This is a genomic window from Candidatus Accumulibacter sp. ACC007 (assembly GCF_907163205.1).
Lineage (GTDB): Bacteria > Pseudomonadota > Gammaproteobacteria > Burkholderiales > Rhodocyclaceae > Accumulibacter > Accumulibacter regalis.
Genome location: NZ_CAJQUD010000001.1, coordinates 1,692,888 through 1,707,930, shown reverse-complemented (window position 1 = coordinate 1,707,930; position 15,043 = coordinate 1,692,888). Strand labels below are relative to the sequence as shown.

The window sequence follows — 15,043 nt, the reverse complement described above, 5'->3', positions numbered from 1 at the left end:
GAGCAGATCCTAGGCCTGGGCCTCGGCCTTGCGGTGCTGCAGCCAGCCGATGAACAGGGGGACAAGCGAAATGGCGATGATCGCCAGAATCACCAGCGTCAGGTTCTTCTGAATCCACGGCAGATTGCCGAACAGGTAGCCGGCCAGCGTCAGCGAACCGACCCAGGTGATACCGCCGACCAGGTTGAAGAAAGTGAAACGCGCGTAGGTCATGGCGCCAATTCCGGCGACAAACGGAGCGAAGGTGCGAAAGAGCGGCAGGAAACGCGAGATGACCAGTGTCTTGCCGCCGTGCTTCTCGTAGAAGGCGTGTGTCTTGTCGAGCGCCGCCCGGTTGAAGAATCGCGATTGCTCCCAGTGGAAGACCTTGGGGCCGAGATAGCGGCCAATCTGGTAGTTGAGGGTGTTGCCGAGGATCGCCGCCGCCATCAGCACGGCGATCAGGACGCCAAGGTCCATGCCGCCGACCGCGGCCAGTGCGCCGGCGACGAAAAGCAGCGAATCTCCGGGCAGGAACGGTGTGACGACGAACCCGGTTTCGCTAAAGATGATCACGAAGAGGATGACGTAGATCCACTGCCCGTATTGTTGAACGAGCATCGCCAGGTGCTTGTCGAGGTGCAGGACGATGTCGATGAAGTAAGCGAGGTATTCCATTGGCGGCAGGGGTGGTGGACGGTAAGGCGCGATTCTACCGGAAGCCAGAGCGCATGGCTGTGCAGCTTGCCGCACTTCAGGGTGTCTGGCGGTCGGACGAGGCGCTCTTGCGTTTGCCGGGGCACGCCCCCCTGCTTGTCGCCGCCCGCACCGCTCAGTAGGGGCGCGGCTCGCCCGGCGGCCGGGTCTTGAAACGGCGATGGACCCAGTAGTACTGCTCGGGCATGGTGCGCACGGCGGCTTCGATCCAGGCGTTCATGCGGCGGGTATCGGCCTCGACATCGGCGCTCGGGAAATCCGCCCACGGTTCGCCGACCTCGACCGCGTAGCCGGCGCCACCGGGCAGGATGCGCGTCACGCAGGGAACGACGGTGGCCCCCGCCAGCCGCGCCAGACGGGACAGGCCGCTGATCGTCGCCGTCTGGACGCCGAAAAAAGGGACGAAAATCGACTCCTTGCTGCCGAAATCCATATCCGGCAGGTAGTAGAGCGGCCGGCCCGACTTCATCGCCCTGACGCTGGCGCGCACGCTTTCCTGGCGCGCGAGCAGCAGTTGATCGCCAAAGCGCAGCCGGCCACGGTGCAGGAGGTGGTCGAAGACCGGGTCGGACTGCACGGCGTAGATGCTCGCGCTGTCGAAGCGCATGGCGATGGCGGCGCCGCCCGCGTCGAGCCCGACAAAGTGCGGCGTCAGCATCAGCACCGGGCGGCCGGCGTCGAGCAGTTGGCGTATCCGCTCCTCGCCTTTGACCTGCAGAAGCGGCGCCAGCCGCTGCGTACCTGCCCACCACAGCAGCGAGCGTTCGAGCATGCTGCGCCCGAGGACCTTGAAGTGCTCCCTGGCCAGGCGTCGTTGCTGTGCGTTGTCGAGTTCCGGGAAACACAGGCGCAGGTTGACCAGCACGATGTGCCGGCGCCGGCCGGCAAGGCCGAACAGCAGCAGGCCAAGTGTCTGGCCGACGAAGGCCAGCGCCGGCAGCGGCAGGAAGTGCAGCAGCCACAGCACGGCGACCAGCAATCGACTCAGCATCGGCGTGCTGCTCGCCAGTCTTTTGCCGGGTGCGGGTGGTCTTGGGCGAAGTGGATCATCAGATGAGCGGTGACGCAGCGGGTCGCTGGTCAGATCGGCGGGAGAACAATGGGAGGGGACCGTGTATTGTACTTTCATTCGCTCCCTGTCTGGCCGTCTGGCGCGCTCATCGCGCCCCCCGCAGTGGCTTGCCCATGGAATTTGGCCGGACGGACCCGGTCGAAAGTGCTTCGTAAAGGAGATTCTCATGCCCGCTTCGGCGCGCCGTCGCTTCCCGCTCGCCACCGCCCCGGTCAGCGGCCCCTCGTTTGCCGTTCGCCCCTGCGCCCGCCTGTGCTGCGCCGCCGCGCCGCCGCCGTGGCCTGGGCACCCGGCGGCCTGAGCCGTGCCCTGGCTGCGGCTTGTCGATTGCCGTGCGGGCGAAGGGCGAGCCCTTTTCTGGTCCTTTGCCGCTTTCTTTCTGCTCCTGGCCGGGTATTACGTGCTGCGCCCGGTGCGCGAGGAGATGGGCGTCCAGATCGGGCCGGACAAGCTGCAGTGGGCATTCACGCTGACCCTGGTCGGCATGTTGGCGATCGTGCCGCTCTATGGCTGGGCGGCCGCCCGCTTGCCGCGGCGTGCCTTGCTGGCCACCGTTTTCGGCATCACGGCGCTGCTTCTGGCCGGCTTTCGGGCCTGGATAGCCGGCGGCGCCTCGCCCGCGGCAGCGCTCGCCCTCTTTGTCTGGGTAAGCGTTTTCAACCTGGTCGTCGTCTCGCTGTTCTGGACGGCGATGGCCGACAGCTTTACGCACGCGCAGGCGCGGCGCCTGTTCGGCGTGATTGCCGCCGGCGGCAGCAGCGGAGCCTTGGTCGGCCCGGCGATCACTGCCCTGTCGGTGCACTCGGTTGGCGTTCATGGCCTGTTGCTGGTTTCGGCGGCCTTGATGATGCTTTCCCTGCTCTGCATCCTGCGCGTGCTGGACGGCCATCTCCAGGCCGAGCTGCTGCAGCCGCTCGGCGGCAGGGTTCTGGCCGGCCTGGCGGAGATCGCCTCGTCCCCTTTTCTGGCCATGATTGCGCTGCTGATCGTGCTGCAAAGCGTGCTCGCCACCTTTGTCTATTTCGAGCAGGCGCGTCTGGTCAAGGAAGCCGCCCTGAGTACCGAAGCACGCACGCAGCTCTTCGCGCTCATCGATCTGGCGGTGAACCTGATCGCCCTTGGGCTGCAGGCGATGGTCGCCGGTCGCCTGATGCAGCGACTGGGCGTCGGCATCACGCTGGCGGCGGTACCCGTGTTGCTGGTCGTTCCGCTGGCCGCGTTGGCCGCCATTCCGCTGCTGATCACGGTGCTGCTGATCCAGGTCATTTCGCGCGCCGGTGGCCACGGGCTGCTGCGCCCGGCGCGTGAGGCGCTGTTTACGGCGGTCGGGCGGGAATCCCGCTACAAGGCCAAGAACGTCCTCGATACCGTGGTCACCCGGGCCGGCGATGCCTTTGGCGGCTGGTTGCACGCCGCCGCGGGGATGGGCACCTCGGGCGTCGCCCTGGCGGCAATTCCCGGCGCTCTGGCGCTGGCCTGGTTGGCAATCAGGCTCGGCAGGCGTTATCAGCAGCAGGTGGCGGAAACGGCGCCCGGACCGGGTGCGGAGAGGGCGCGGCGGGGCGCGCGGTGAGCGCGCAGCGTCGCCCGCGGCAAGACGAAAGGAGACGGTGATGAAAGCCAGGGATCGAGGTTCGGTTGTTTACGGGCGGCGCGCGCTGCTCAAGGCGATCGCCGCCAGCGGCGCGGCCGTGGCCGGAAGCGTACTCGGTGCGCCATCCGGCACGCCGGAGGGCGGCCTGCTCCGGCGACGCATCCCGTCGTCCGGCGAACTGATCGCCGCCGTCGGGCTGGGTACCTACCAGACCTTCGATGTCGCCGATTCCGCCAGCACGGCCCTGGAACCGGTTTTGGCGCGTTTCGTGGCGCTCGGCGGGCAGCTGGTCGACAGTTCGCCGATGTACGGGCGTTCCGAATCGGTGCTCGGTGAACTTGCGGCGAAGCTCGGCGTGCGCGACCGGCTGTTCCTGGCGACCAAGGTATGGACCAGCGGGCGCGGTGAAGGCATTCGACAAATGGAGGCATCACTCAGCCGCTTGCGTACGCAACAGCTGGATTTGATGCAGGTACACAACCTGCTCGACTGGCAGGCGCAGCTGCCGACCCTGCGCGAGTGGAAGGAGCAGGGACGAATTCGCTATCTCGGCGTCACGCACTATCACGAAGGCGCCTACCGCGAGGTCGAAGCGCTACTGCGCGCCGAAAACCCCGATTTCGTGCAGATCAACTACAGCATGGCGGAACGCGACGCCGAAGAGCGCGTACTGCCGCTGGCCCAGGATCTGGGGATCGCCGTCATCATCAACCGCCCCTTCGCCAAGGCCTCGCTGTTTCCGCGCGTGCGCGGCAAGCCGCTGCCCGAATGGGCGGCGGAATTCGACTGCGCCAGCTGGGCCCAGTTCTTCCTCAAGTTCATCCTCGCCCAGCCGGCAGTAAGCTGCGTCATCCCGGCGACCAGCAAGGTCAAGCACCTGGAAGACAACCTCGGCGCAGCGCGTGGGCGGCTGCCCGATGCCCGACAGAGAGCGAGGATGGCTGAGTATCTGGCGCGGATTTGAGCGCCGGCCTTGCTGGCCGCCACGGGAAGGGGGTCTTGCGCGTGCCGCGACCACAAAACACCGTGGCCTGAATCCGCGATTGACTGTGGCGGCTTGCGTCAGTGATACTTGTCAATGGCGTCAGTGTGTTTGACTCTTCGCAGCTTCATTCAGGCCGAAAAGCAGAGGACTATCAACATGTACAAGACTGTTCTGGTACCCATCGACATGGCACACCTCGCCAAAGGCAAGGCCAACGTCACTCTTGCCGCAAGCTACGGTGCGCAGGGTTCGAAGATCATTTTGCTGAACGTAGTGGAAGACATTCCGAACTGGGCGGCGGTCGACCTGCCGGCAGGCCTGCTCCATAAATCAGTCGAAGCGACAAAAACGGAACTGACAGCGATAGCCAAAGCCAGTGGCATGCACATGGATGTCGATGTAAGGACCGGCCATTCCTACGATACGATTCTCGATGTGGCCAAGGAGAACAAGGTCGATTTGATCATCATCGCCTCACATCGTCCCGGCTTGCAGGATTATTTTCTCGGCTCGACCGCGGCCAAAGTAGTGCGCCACGCCAACTGTTCCGTATTGGTGGTTCGCTAGCGCAGCTGACTTCCGGCTTTCGCCCGATTCATCGGGCGATCACGCGGGCTGAGGTAGGCCGATACCCGTTGCACCAGCGCCGCGCGGCGCAGCGCTAGCTCAACACCCAGGGAACAAGCACCGGCAGCAGGAGTGCCGTGGTCAGGCCATTGAGACCCATCGCCAGGGCCGCGAAGGCGCCCATTTGTTCGCTCTCCTGGAAGGCGCGTGCGGTACCGATGCCGTGCGCGGCGATACCCATGGCGAAGCCGCGCACGCTGTCGTCTTCTATGTGCAGGGCGCGGTAGATATAGCGCGCGCCAATCGCGCCAATGATGCCGGTGGTGATCACCAATACGGCGGTCAGCGACGGCAGGCCACCAATGCGTTCGGCGATGCCCATGGCAATCGGGGTGGTCACCGACTTGGGTGCCAGCGACAGCAGTGTCGCCTTGCTGGCGCCGAGCACGCCGCCGATGGCGACGGCCGAGAGCGCGGCGCTCAGCGAGCCAACGAGCAGGGCGCCGAGCAACGGGATGGCAAGGCGTTTCAGGCGGGCGAGCTGAGCGTAGAGGGGAATGGCGAGGGCGACGGTCGCCGGCCCGAGCAGGAAGTGCACGAACTGCGCGCCGTCGAAGTAGGTGCCGTACGGGGTGTCGGTAATCCACAGCAGGCTGACCAGCGTGGCCACCGCCAGTAGAACGGGATTGGCCAGCGGATGGCCATTGCAACGTCTGCTGACGTGGACCGCGCTCTGATAGGCGAGCAGCGTCAGGGTCAGGCCGAGCAGCGGCGAAGCGGACAGGTAGACCCAGATCTCGTCAAGGCGGGCGTTCACGGCGCGTCACTCTGCCGGTCTCGGCGCCGGGAAAGAAAGCCTAGCGTCAGCGCGGTGACCGCGATGGTGATCAACGTGCTGCCGAGCAGGGAAAGCGCCAGCGCCAGCCATTCGTCTGACATGCGCTGGAAGTGCAGCATGACGCCGGTACCGGCAGGGACGAAGAGCAGCGAGAGGTGCTGCAGCAGTCCCTGCGCAGTATTGCGCAGTTCGCCGGAGGGGCCGCCGCGTGCGACGAGCGCGGCAAAAAGCAACGCCATGCCGATCACCGGCCCCGGGATCGGCAAGGCCAGTGTTCTGGCGAAGACCTCGCCGATCAGCTGAAAAACCAGGAGCAGGGTGATGGCACCGATCATGCTGGTGGCCCGGGCGGAGAGGTGGCGTGGCCGCCAGTATAGCGGAAGCGCCCGCGCGGGCATCCGCCATCCATGCTCGGACAGGCGCGGGCCGGAGCGAGGACGAGCACGGGCAAGTGATCATGCGAACGAGCCGACCCGGACGCTCTACTCCTTCTTGTCTTCGCTCTCGTTCTCCAGCGTCTCCTCCAGGCTTTCGAGATCCTTGCGATTCAGTCGAAAAAAGAGGCGCAGGCCCCACACCAGGCCTGCGGCGATGATCGCCAGCAGGGCTATGGCTCCCCAGTCGATGCCGAGCGCCGATTCCGGCTCCATCAGTTTCTCCTTTGGGTGACGAAAGCCCGTGGCGTTTTGGTGCGCGCCGCTCCTCCGGGCCAGGCGGCGGCGCTGGCGGAAAGGGGGGCGGCGCTTGCCGCGGCATCATCGCCAGAATGCCGGCAAGTGGACCCCGGGAATCGGGGCGCGAATTCTGCTTTGACCTTGATATGGCAAACGGCAGTAAAATCAATTATGCTGGTCTCTCCAAAACACGAATAAATACGGAGTTCGACGTATGACTAATAAAGGGCAACTTCTACAAGACCCGTTTCTCAACACATTGCGGCGTGAACGAGTGCCGGTTTCGATTTACCTGGTCAATGGTATCAAACTGCAGGGTCAGGTTGAATCCTTTGATCAGTACGTCGTCCTGCTCAAGAACACGGTCACCCAGATGGTCTACAAGCATGCGATTTCGACGGTTGTGCCCTCGCGTCCGATCACCATCCAGCAGGATGCCAACGGCGAGGGCTGATCGATTACCGTCCGGCTGCTGCGGCTTGAGTCTGCGCGCCAATTCCCCCTGTTCCGACCTTCTGACCTGCTCCGATCTCTTCACGGCGGAGCCAATTCTCCCGGAATATCTGCATGCATGAGCGTCCCTCAGCCGAGGAAAGGGCGGTCATCGTCCAGCTCGACTTCGGCCACGACGACCTCGCCGAGCAACTTGAAGAAGTCCGCCTGCTGGCGCTTTCTGCCGGTGCGTCGATTTGCGCGGTGGTCCATGGTCGTCGCCACAGCCCGGACGCGGCGACTTACGCCGGCAAGGGCAAGGTCGGGGAGGTGGCCGCCGAGGTGCTTGCGCACGAGGCCGACCTGGTGATCTTCAATCACGAACTGAGCGCTGGCCAGGAACGCAATCTCGAGCAGGCACTGCAGTGTCGCGTCATCGACCGGACCAGTCTGATTCTCGACATCTTTGCGCAGCGGGCAAAGAGCGCCGAAGGCAAGTTGCAGGTCGAGCTGGCGCAGCTCGAACACCTGTCCACGCGGCTGGTTCGTGGCTGGACACACCTGGAGCGGCAGAAAGGGGGTATTGGTCTGCGCGGTCCGGGAGAGACGCAGCTGGAAACCGACCGTCGCTTGCTCGGTATTCGGGTCAAGTCGCTCAAGGAGCGCTTGGTCAAGCTCGAGCGCCAGCGTGGCGTTCAGCGCAAGGCACGTGGACGGGGCGAGTTGCTCAACGTGTCGCTGGTTGGCTATACCAACGCCGGCAAATCGACCCTGTTCAATGCGCTGACCCATGCCGGCGTTTTTGCGGCCGACCAGCTCTTCGCGACGCTGGATACGACCACGCGCAAGCTGTGGCTGGCCGAGGCCGGGCATATCGTGCTCTCCGATACCGTCGGCTTTATTCGCGACCTGCCGCACTCGCTGGTGGCCGCTTTTCACGCCACGCTGGAAGCGACGGCCGAGGCGGATCTCTTGCTGCACGTGGTTGACTCGGCTAGTCCGGCGCGCGACGAGCAGGTGGGCGATGTCAACAAGGTGCTGGCCGAGATCGGCGCTGCCGGGGTTCCGCAACTGATGGTACTCAACAAGCTCGATCTTACCGGCCTGCCGCCGACAGTCGAGCGGGATGAATATGGTACACTCCTGCGGGTTCGCGTCAGCGCCAGACGCGGCGACGGCTTGTCGCTGCTGCGCGAGGCGCTGGCCGAGGTGGCTTTGGCCAAGACCCGGAATCTGCGCCAGCAGTCATCCGGTGATGCTGACTTACAGGATATCGATATGGTTTTTGATTCAGATGGTTCGGCATGATTTCAATCCCTGGAGTGCGTATGTCGTTGAATGATCCGCAGTGGGGAAATCGCGGCAACGATAACAACGATGGCGGCGGTGGACGGCGTCCCAATCAGGGGCCGCCGGACCTCGATCAGTTGTGGCGCGACCTCAATCGTCGTTTGTCGGGAATTTTCGACAAGAAACGGGGGGGCGGCGACCGCGGTGGCGACGGTGATGGCGGCGATCGCCCACCGGTCCAGTTCAGTCCAAAATTCCTCGGTGGCGGCATCGGTGTGCTGCTTGTCCTGGTGCTCATCGTCTGGTTGGCTAGCGGCTTCTACATCGTCGACGCCGGGCAACGTGGTCTCGTGCTCCAGTTTGGTCGCTACAAGGAAAGCTCTGATCCGGGTCTGAGGTGGCGCCTGCCGTACCCGATCCAGTCGCATGAGCTGGTCAACCTTTCCGGCGTGCGGACGCTCGAAGTCGGTTATCGCGGCACCGAGAGGAATAAGGTTCTCAAAGAGGCGCTGATGCTCACTGATGATGAAAACATCATCAATATTCAGTTTGCCGTGCAATACATACTCAAGGACCCCGTTGACTACGTCTTTGCCAACAGAAATCCGGACGAGGCGGTGATGCAGGTGGCTGAGACGGCCATTCGCCAGATCGTCGGCAAGAACAAGATGGACTTCGTTCTCTACGAAGGTCGCGAACAGGTGGCGGTCACGGCCTCGCAGCTGATGCAGGAGATCCTTGATCGCTACAAGACGGGGATTCTAATTTCGAAGGTCACCATGCAGAACGCGCAGCCGCCAGAGCAGGTTCAGGCGGCGTTCGATGATGCGGTCAAGGCTTCGCAGGATCGTGCTCGGCAGAAGAATGAGGGCCAGGCCTACGCCAATGATGTGATTCCGCGAGCGCGCGGGACGGCGGCACGCCTGTTCGAGGAGTCCGAAGGCTACAAGCAGCGCGTCATCGCCAGGGCCGAGGGTGATGCCAGCCGCTTCACACAGATCTACACCGAGTACGCCAAGGCGCCCGAAGTGACCCGCAGTCGCATGTACCTGGACACCATGCAGGAGGTCTATGCGAATACCAGCAAGGTGCTGGTCGATAGCAAGGGGCAGGGCAATCTGCTCTATCTACCGCTCGACAAGCTGATCCAGGCCGCCGGGGCGGTCGCGGCGTCGCCTGGTGGCGCTGCCAGCAGCCCTGAAACGCCTGCGGTGGCGGCTCGTTCGTCGCCGCCGATATCCAACGAGGTGCCGCCGCAAATGAGCGAAGGCCGTTCGCGCGAAACCCTGCGCCAGCGTGATCGGGAGGCCCGTTGATGAGAGCGAGCATTAATTTTCTTGCGGCCGTCGTGGTGACTGCGCTGGTCGTTCTCGGCGCGACGATTTTCACCGTTGATCAGCGCCAGCACGCCATCGTCTTTCAGCTTGGCGAGGTGCGCGATGTCATCGACGAACCCGGTCTCTATTTCAAGTGGCCGCTGATCCAGAACGTGCGCTACTTCGACAAGCGCATTCTCACCCTGGACGCTGCCGAGCCCGAGCGCTTCATCACTTCAGAGAAGACGAACGTCCTGGTTGATTCGTTCACCAAGTGGCGGATCATCGACCCAAAGCTTTACTACATCTCGGTGGCTGGTGACGAATCGCGTGCCAAGACACGACTGTCGCAAACGGTCAATGCCGGCCTGCGCGAGGAGTTCGGCAAGCGAACCGTGCATGATGTGGTTTCGGGTGAGCGCGATCAGCTGATGGAGTTGATGCGCGAGAAAGCCGATCTTGATGCGCGCAAGATCGGTGTGCAGATTGTCGACGTGCGTGTCAAGCGCGTTGAACTGCCAAGTGACGTCAGCGAATCGGTCTATCGGCGGATGGACGCCGAACGCAAGCGGGTGGCCAATGAGCTGCGTTCGCAGGGCGCTGCCGAAGCCGAGAAAATACGCGCTGACGCCGACAAGCAACGCGAGGTGATCGTTGCCGAAGCGTATCGCGACGCGCAGAAGATGAAGGGTGAGGGCGACGCCAAGGCGGCGGCGACCTATGCCCAGGCGTTTCAGCGGAATCCGGAGTTCTACGCCTTCTATCGCAGTCTGGAGGCCTATCGCAACAGCTTCAACGGCAAGAGCGACGTGATCGTCGTCGAGCCGAGTTCGGATTTCTTCAAATACATGAAGACCATCGGCCGAGGCGGCGACAACACCGCCAAATGACCGACAATCTGTTGCTTGCTCTTGCCCTCATGCTGGTGCTTGAAGGACTGGTTCCGTTCGTCGCGCCGAACGCCTGGCGTGAGACATTTCGTCGCCTGATCCGTTGTTCCGACGGGCAAATCCGTTTCGTTGGCCTGACGTCGATGTTGATCGGGCTGGTTTTGTTGATGGTCTTCCGATGAACTGGCTGCTTCCCGAACATATCGCCGACGCGCTGCCGTCCGAAGCCGCGCAGATCGAACGGCTGCGGCGGGCGCTGCTCGACCTTTTCCGCGTCCATGGCTACGAGCTGGTGCTGCCGCCACTGCTTGAGCATCTCGATTCCCTGCTCACCGGTTCGGGGCAGGATCTGAAGCTGCGCACCTTCAAGCTGGTCGACCAATTGTCGGGCCGCACGCTCGGCGTGCGCGCTGACATGACGCCGCAGGTTGCCCGCATCGACGCCCATCTGCTCAATCGCCAGGGGGTCACCCGGCTTTGCTATTGCGACAGTGTTCTCCACACCCTGCCGGCGTCGCTGGCCGCGAGTCGCGAACCGATACAGCTCGGGGCCGAGGTTTTCGGGCATGCCGGACTGGCCGCTGATCGCGAAGTGATCCGCTTGATGGCCGATGCCTTGAACGCCGCTGGCGTTCCGGCCGCGCGCATCGACCTCGGTCATGTCGGCGTATTTCGCGCGCTGGTGGATGCCGCTGGTCTCGATGGCGAACTCGAGGGGTCGCTGCTGCAGCTATTGCAGGCCAAGGACGTCCCAAGACTGCGCGAGCGGTGCAGTAGCATGGCCGAGCCCTGGCGCTCGGCGCTGCTCGCCCTGCCCGAACTCTACGGCGACGTCACGACGCTTGCCGTTGCCGCTCGCGTCTTGCCGGCCCTGCCGCCAATCACGGCGGCTCTCAACGCCTTGCGCGAACTGCGGGCGGCGCTGCCGGACCTGCCCCTGTCGTTCGACCTGGCCGATTTGCGTGGCTATCGTTATCACAATGGTGTTGTCTTCGCCGCCTATCACGCGGCCTTTCCGAGTGCTGTCGCGCTCGGCGGGCGTTATGACGGCGTCGGCAAGAGCTTTGGTCGGGAACGGCCAGCGACCGGTTTCTCGCTGGACCTGCGCGAGCTGGCGCGGCTGACGAGCGCGCGTGGCGAACAGGCGGGGGCAGTGCTGGCACCTTACGCGGCTGAATGCAGCGCCCTGGCCGAAGCGATCGCGGCTTTGCGGGCGCAGGGTGAGGTCGTCGTCGAACTTCTGCCCGACGAACAGGGCAGCGCCGGACCGTTGTGCGACCGGCAACTGGTCGACGCCGACGGGCAATGGGTAATCAAGGCAATCAACAGGGACGGATAACAAGCATGGCCAAGAACGTCGTAGTCGTGGGCACGCAATGGGGCGACGAGGGCAAGGGCAAGATCGTCGACTGGCTGACTGATCGCGCGAAGGGGGTCGTTCGTTTCCAGGGAGGGCACAACGCTGGCCACACCCTGGTTGTCGGCGAGAAGGTATACAAGCTCAACCTGGTACCCTCGGGAATCGTTCGCGAAGGCGTCGACTGCTTCATTGGCAACGGAGTGGTGCTCGACATTCACCACCTGATCAGCGAGATGGAAGTGCTCGAGTCGGGAAATATCGACGTGCGCTCGCGCCTGAAGATCAGTCCCGGTTGCCCGATCATCCTCGGCTACCATTCGGCACTGGATCATGCTCGCGAGGCGGCCAAGTGTGCGGATCTGAAGATCGGCACGACCGGCAAGGGTATTGGCCCGGCCTATGAAGACAAGGTTGCACGCCGCGCGCTACGCGTTTACGACCTGTTCTATCCAGCACGCTTCGCCGAGCGCTTGCGCGAGAACCTGGACTATCACAACTTCGTTCTGACCCACTACCTGGGCGCCCAGGCCGTCGATTTCGACGCTGTGCTGGCGCAGGCAATGGCTGACGCCGAAGTGATCAAGCCTCTGGTAAGCGACGTCTCGGCGGCGCTGCATGCGCTCAACAAAGCCGGCCACAATCTGCTTTTCGAAGGTGCCCAGGGTGCCTTGCTCGACATCGATCACGGCACTTACCCCTTCGTGACCTCGTCGAACTGCGTCGCCGGCCAGGCTGCTGCCGGGTCCGGCGTCGGCCCGGGGATGCTGCATTACGTTCTCGGAATTACCAAGGCGTATTGCACACGCGTTGGCGGTGGTCCGTTTCCGAGTGAGCTGGATATCGAGAAAGAGGGTCTGCCGGGCTACCAGATGTCGCAGAAAGGCCGTGAATTCGGCACTGTTACCGGGCGCAAGCGCCGCTGTGGATGGCTCGACGTGGCGGCGCTCAGACGTTCGATCCAGATCAACGGCGTGACCGGGCTGTGCATCACCAAGCTCGACGTCCTCGACGGCTTGTCCGAGCTGAAGATTTGCACCGGTTATCTGCTCGACGGAAAGCCCGTAGACCTGCTGCCGATGGGGGCCGATGACGTTGCGGCGTGCGAGCCTGTGCTCGAGACCTTGCCCGGCTGGTCGGGGTCGACGGTCGGTGCGAATACGATGGCCGCGCTGCCAGCCACGGCACGCGCCTACCTGGCGCGCATCGAGGGGCTGTGCGAAGTGCCGATCGATATTGTGTCGACCGGTCCGGAGCGCGGCGAGACCGTGGTTCACCGCCACCCGCTGGGCTGATTCCGCCCCTGATCTGAGCTCGGCGCGCGTCGCCCGCCGCCACGGCCCTCTGCAAGCGCTGCAAGCTCCGCTAGGCCGGCGTTCAATCGGCTTGGGGAAGCGGGTCCATGTCGCAGCGAGGGCGGTTCGTTCGAATCGCCTGACGCCTTCTCGTCGTCCGATTCGTCAGCGGCGTCTGGACATCGCTTGCGTCCTTGATATCATGCCGCCAGGTTTCGCTACCGCAGGAGGCAGGCATGGGAATTCTCGACTGGTTCATGAACCGGCCGGCGCAATTCGATACCGATCGTGTATCGGAGGCAATGATTCGCGGGGCTACCGAGAAAGCGATCACGCTGACCAACCCGCGCCTGAGCGTACTGCCCTCCTGCCATGCGCGCCTGGCGCCGGCGGTCGATACGACGATCAGGTATCTACGGGCGATGGTCGAGGAACTGCCCGGTGCCAGGCTTGTGTCGTCGGCCACCTGGTCTTCCGATCGCGCCTTGCGGGCGTTTTTTGTCGCGCCGTCGGATATCCCGACGGTTCTCGGTCGTTCGGAAAACCTGCGCACGCTGTTTGACAAGTATCCCGCCCTTGATGAGGCCTGCGTGCTTCTGGGCATGAGCTTCAACGAGCAGCGCATTTTCGGGTTAGCCTTGCACGGCGAACTCGTCCGCCGTGACGTGGTGCAAACGAGCGTCAGCTTCTCGGACCATCGCGCGCATGTCTGTGCCCAGGACGAGGGCGAGTTGCGTCGCCTGATCGGGGTGCAAGCCTTCGACTATCTGCTCGCGCAGGCCCTGTCGGAGATCGGCGAGGACAGGGCCGAGCGGCAGGAGTTGGAGGGTAATCGCGCACTGATCCGGGCGCGTCTGCGCCTGCTTCGCAGGCAGGGGCCGGGCCTGGGGACAATGTTCGGTGGTGCTCCGGGCGAAGTGTCCGAGCAAGCCGAGCTGCAGGCGAAGCTATTGGAAAACGGGCGCCAGCTGGAGGCCGTCGGCGATAGTCAGGCGGCGCTCGAAATGGAGCTGGCGTGTCTGAAGGAGGTGCTTGAGCATCCACAGCGCTGCCTGTGTGTGGCGCAGAAGACTTTGCGTCTGAACACGATGAACGTGCTGTGCGACGAAGCGAGCGCAGATCTTGTCGCCGATGTCGACTTCTCGCTGGCGGAATTGACGGGTGCTCCGCCGGTACGGCGAGCTTTCGTGCTGGCGCGCTTCGCGCGCGCAGACCTTCCTTCCCGGACAATCAATTTCGACGCCGCCGCGCGTTATCTCTAGCGCATGTACGCCGTTGTCTGCAGCGGAAGGCCGCGCAGCCCGCTTCGATTTCGCTGTTCATCGCGGTGGCGACGTGTACAATCGCCCGGGCAGCGATATGCCGTCGCATATCGGCCAAGCAAACAGGAGGATCAGGCATGAATCGAGAGGAACTCCGTGACCAGCTGCTGGCGCCGGTTCTCCAGTGGACCCGCCTGGGGCGGCAGACCAGCCGCCTGATGACGGCGAGTACCGCGGTTATCAGTTATCGAAGCCGCCGCCTGCTGCGCGCGGGAGCGCTCACCCGACGAGCAGACTGGGCCGAGGCGGCCCTGATGACTCGCGAGAAGGTCGAAGTGCCTCTGGAATCTGCGACCGCGATGGCCGCGGCGATGCTTCCTGCCATGCAACAGTTCTGGACGCACGCCGGGCAGTCGATGCTGGCCTGCACCAGCGACAGCCTGTCGCTGGTCTGCAGTCGCAATTCCGAACAGTTCCGCGAGCGGCAGGCGGAACTGGGCACGACCTTGATCAATGTCACCGTCGGCTGGTTTCGGCTGCTTGGCAGCGTTGCCGACGTGGCGAGCCAGGGCGTGGCGCCGGTGCTTCGGCAGGTGCAGGCGAATGCGGCGAGGCTGGAAAAGCGCTGAATTGTTGACCGCCGCTGGTCTGCCGGGTTTCCCGGCGCGCCCGCCTGTCCTGCCCGCGCCGGGATGCCATCCGCTTGTATCTCGTCCCCACCTGGCCGGGTGGCGCAAAAACCTCTGCTAATCAGCCACTCGTCGAGCCTTGGGAA

Annotated in this window: 17 protein-coding genes; 12 read left to right on the top strand and 5 right to left on the bottom strand. The window is 63.9% G+C overall.

The window, feature by feature from the left end:
• Positions 1 to 9: 9 nt before the first annotated feature.
• Entirely contained in the window at positions 10 to 657 is a 648-nt protein-coding gene (locus QZ634_RS07365) for a DedA family protein (RefSeq protein WP_291986855.1), read from the bottom strand.
• A gap of 154 nt (positions 658 to 811) precedes the next feature.
• Positions 812 to 1,684, bottom strand: a complete 873-nt coding sequence (locus QZ634_RS07360) for a lysophospholipid acyltransferase family protein (RefSeq protein WP_291988067.1) — start codon at positions 1,682 to 1,684, stop codon at positions 812 to 814.
• Between the two features lie 388 nt (positions 1,685 to 2,072).
• Between QZ634_RS07360 and QZ634_RS07355 the strand changes: the two genes are divergently transcribed.
• From QZ634_RS07355 to QZ634_RS07345, 3 genes are all read left to right on the top strand, one after another.
• The gene (locus QZ634_RS07355; protein WP_291986853.1) at positions 2,073 to 3,341 is read left to right on the top strand and encodes an MFS transporter; all 1,269 of its coding nucleotides are present in this window, start codon (positions 2,073 to 2,075) and stop codon (positions 3,339 to 3,341) included.
• Positions 3,342 to 3,381: 40 nt separating this feature from the next.
• A complete protein-coding gene (locus QZ634_RS07350; RefSeq protein ID WP_291986851.1) occupies positions 3,382 to 4,326 on the top strand; it encodes an aldo/keto reductase in 945 nt (314 codons plus the stop codon).
• 177 nt (positions 4,327 to 4,503) lie between these two features.
• Positions 4,504 to 4,914, top strand: coding sequence for a universal stress protein (locus QZ634_RS07345; protein ID WP_291986849.1), 411 nt, complete (start codon positions 4,504 to 4,506; stop codon positions 4,912 to 4,914).
• A gap of 94 nt (positions 4,915 to 5,008) precedes the next feature.
• On the opposite strand, the gene QZ634_RS07340 is transcribed toward QZ634_RS07345, so the two are convergent.
• The 3 genes from QZ634_RS07340 to QZ634_RS07330 all read right to left on the bottom strand — a co-directional run bounded on the left by QZ634_RS07340 (position 5,009) and on the right by QZ634_RS07330 (position 6,402).
• Positions 5,009 to 5,731, bottom strand: coding sequence for an LrgB family protein (locus QZ634_RS07340; protein WP_291986847.1), 723 nt, complete (start codon positions 5,729 to 5,731; stop codon positions 5,009 to 5,011).
• Positions 5,728 to 6,087, bottom strand: a complete 360-nt coding sequence (locus QZ634_RS07335; protein ID WP_291986846.1) for a CidA/LrgA family protein — start codon at positions 6,085 to 6,087, stop codon at positions 5,728 to 5,730. The genes QZ634_RS07340 and QZ634_RS07335 overlap by 4 nt, the downstream gene beginning before the upstream one ends.
• Positions 6,088 to 6,234: 147 nt before the next feature.
• Positions 6,235 to 6,402, bottom strand: a complete 168-nt coding sequence (locus QZ634_RS07330) for a hypothetical protein (RefSeq protein ID WP_291986844.1) — start codon at positions 6,400 to 6,402, stop codon at positions 6,235 to 6,237.
• 238 nt (positions 6,403 to 6,640) lie between these two features.
• On the opposite strand from QZ634_RS07330, the gene hfq reads away from it, so the two are divergent.
• The 9 genes from hfq to QZ634_RS07285 all read left to right on the top strand — a co-directional run bounded on the left by hfq (position 6,641) and on the right by QZ634_RS07285 (position 14,897).
• Positions 6,641 to 6,880 carry an RNA chaperone Hfq gene (hfq, locus tag QZ634_RS07325; protein WP_043565359.1) on the top strand — a complete coding sequence of 80 codons (240 nt, stop codon included), beginning with the start codon at positions 6,641 to 6,643 and terminating at the stop codon, positions 6,878 to 6,880.
• 113 nt (positions 6,881 to 6,993) lie between these two features.
• Entirely contained in the window at positions 6,994 to 8,166 is a 1,173-nt protein-coding gene (hflX, locus tag QZ634_RS07320; RefSeq protein ID WP_291986842.1) for a GTPase HflX, read from the top strand.
• 20 nt (positions 8,167 to 8,186) lie between these two features.
• On the top strand, positions 8,187 to 9,464 hold the full coding sequence (gene hflK / locus QZ634_RS07315) for an FtsH protease activity modulator HflK (RefSeq protein ID WP_291986840.1): 1,278 nt from the start codon (positions 8,187 to 8,189) through the stop codon (positions 9,462 to 9,464).
• Entirely contained in the window at positions 9,464 to 10,354 is an 891-nt protein-coding gene (gene hflC, locus QZ634_RS07310) for a protease modulator HflC (protein WP_291986838.1), read from the top strand. Before hflK ends, hflC begins: the two co-directional genes overlap by 1 nt.
• Positions 10,351 to 10,536, top strand: coding sequence for a DUF2065 domain-containing protein (locus tag QZ634_RS07305; RefSeq protein WP_042330770.1), 186 nt, complete (start codon positions 10,351 to 10,353; stop codon positions 10,534 to 10,536). Before hflC ends, QZ634_RS07305 begins: the two co-directional genes overlap by 4 nt.
• On the top strand, positions 10,533 to 11,693 hold the full coding sequence (locus tag QZ634_RS07300) for an ATP phosphoribosyltransferase regulatory subunit (RefSeq protein ID WP_291986837.1): 1,161 nt from the start codon (positions 10,533 to 10,535) through the stop codon (positions 11,691 to 11,693). The genes QZ634_RS07305 and QZ634_RS07300 overlap by 4 nt, the downstream gene beginning before the upstream one ends.
• A 5-nt stretch (positions 11,694 to 11,698) precedes the next feature.
• Positions 11,699 to 13,006 carry an adenylosuccinate synthase gene (locus tag QZ634_RS07295; RefSeq protein ID WP_291986835.1) on the top strand — a complete coding sequence of 436 codons (1,308 nt, stop codon included), beginning with the start codon at positions 11,699 to 11,701 and terminating at the stop codon, positions 13,004 to 13,006.
• A gap of 236 nt (positions 13,007 to 13,242) precedes the next feature.
• Entirely contained in the window at positions 13,243 to 14,268 is a 1,026-nt protein-coding gene (locus tag QZ634_RS07290; protein ID WP_291986833.1) for a hypothetical protein, read from the top strand.
• A gap of 137 nt (positions 14,269 to 14,405) precedes the next feature.
• Complete coding sequence (locus QZ634_RS07285) at positions 14,406 to 14,897, top strand: hypothetical protein (RefSeq protein ID WP_291986831.1); 492 nt, start codon at positions 14,406 to 14,408, stop codon at positions 14,895 to 14,897.
• Positions 14,898 to 15,043: the final 146 nt, after the last annotated feature.

What these genes read in the sequence shown, in the direction of transcription:
- hflC (WP_291986838.1), top strand. Translation starts at nt 9,464, where the DNA reads ATGAGAGCGAGCATTAATTTTCTTGCGGCCGTCGTGGTGACTGCGCTG.
- QZ634_RS07300 (WP_291986837.1), top strand. Translation starts at nt 10,533, where the DNA reads ATGAACTGGCTGCTTCCCGAACATATCGCCGACGCGCTGCCGTCCGAA.
- hfq (WP_043565359.1), top strand. Translation starts at nt 6,641, where the DNA reads ATGACTAATAAAGGGCAACTTCTACAAGACCCGTTTCTCAACACATTG.
- QZ634_RS07290 (WP_291986833.1), top strand. Translation starts at nt 13,243, where the DNA reads ATGGGAATTCTCGACTGGTTCATGAACCGGCCGGCGCAATTCGATACC.
- QZ634_RS07335 (WP_291986846.1), bottom strand. Translation starts at nt 6,087, where the DNA reads ATGATCGGTGCCATCACCCTGCTCCTGGTTTTTCAGCTGATCGGCGAG.
- QZ634_RS07345 (WP_291986849.1), top strand. Translation starts at nt 4,504, where the DNA reads ATGTACAAGACTGTTCTGGTACCCATCGACATGGCACACCTCGCCAAA.
- QZ634_RS07285 (WP_291986831.1), top strand. Translation starts at nt 14,406, where the DNA reads ATGAATCGAGAGGAACTCCGTGACCAGCTGCTGGCGCCGGTTCTCCAG.
- QZ634_RS07295 (WP_291986835.1), top strand. Translation starts at nt 11,699, where the DNA reads ATGGCCAAGAACGTCGTAGTCGTGGGCACGCAATGGGGCGACGAGGGC.
- hflK (WP_291986840.1), top strand. Translation starts at nt 8,187, where the DNA reads ATGTCGTTGAATGATCCGCAGTGGGGAAATCGCGGCAACGATAACAAC.
- QZ634_RS07365 (WP_291986855.1), bottom strand. Translation starts at nt 657, where the DNA reads ATGGAATACCTCGCTTACTTCATCGACATCGTCCTGCACCTCGACAAG.
- hflX (WP_291986842.1), top strand. Translation starts at nt 6,994, where the DNA reads ATGCATGAGCGTCCCTCAGCCGAGGAAAGGGCGGTCATCGTCCAGCTC.
- QZ634_RS07305 (WP_042330770.1), top strand. Translation starts at nt 10,351, where the DNA reads ATGACCGACAATCTGTTGCTTGCTCTTGCCCTCATGCTGGTGCTTGAA.
- QZ634_RS07350 (WP_291986851.1), top strand. Translation starts at nt 3,382, where the DNA reads ATGAAAGCCAGGGATCGAGGTTCGGTTGTTTACGGGCGGCGCGCGCTG.
- QZ634_RS07330 (WP_291986844.1), bottom strand. Translation starts at nt 6,402, where the DNA reads ATGGAGCCGGAATCGGCGCTCGGCATCGACTGGGGAGCCATAGCCCTG.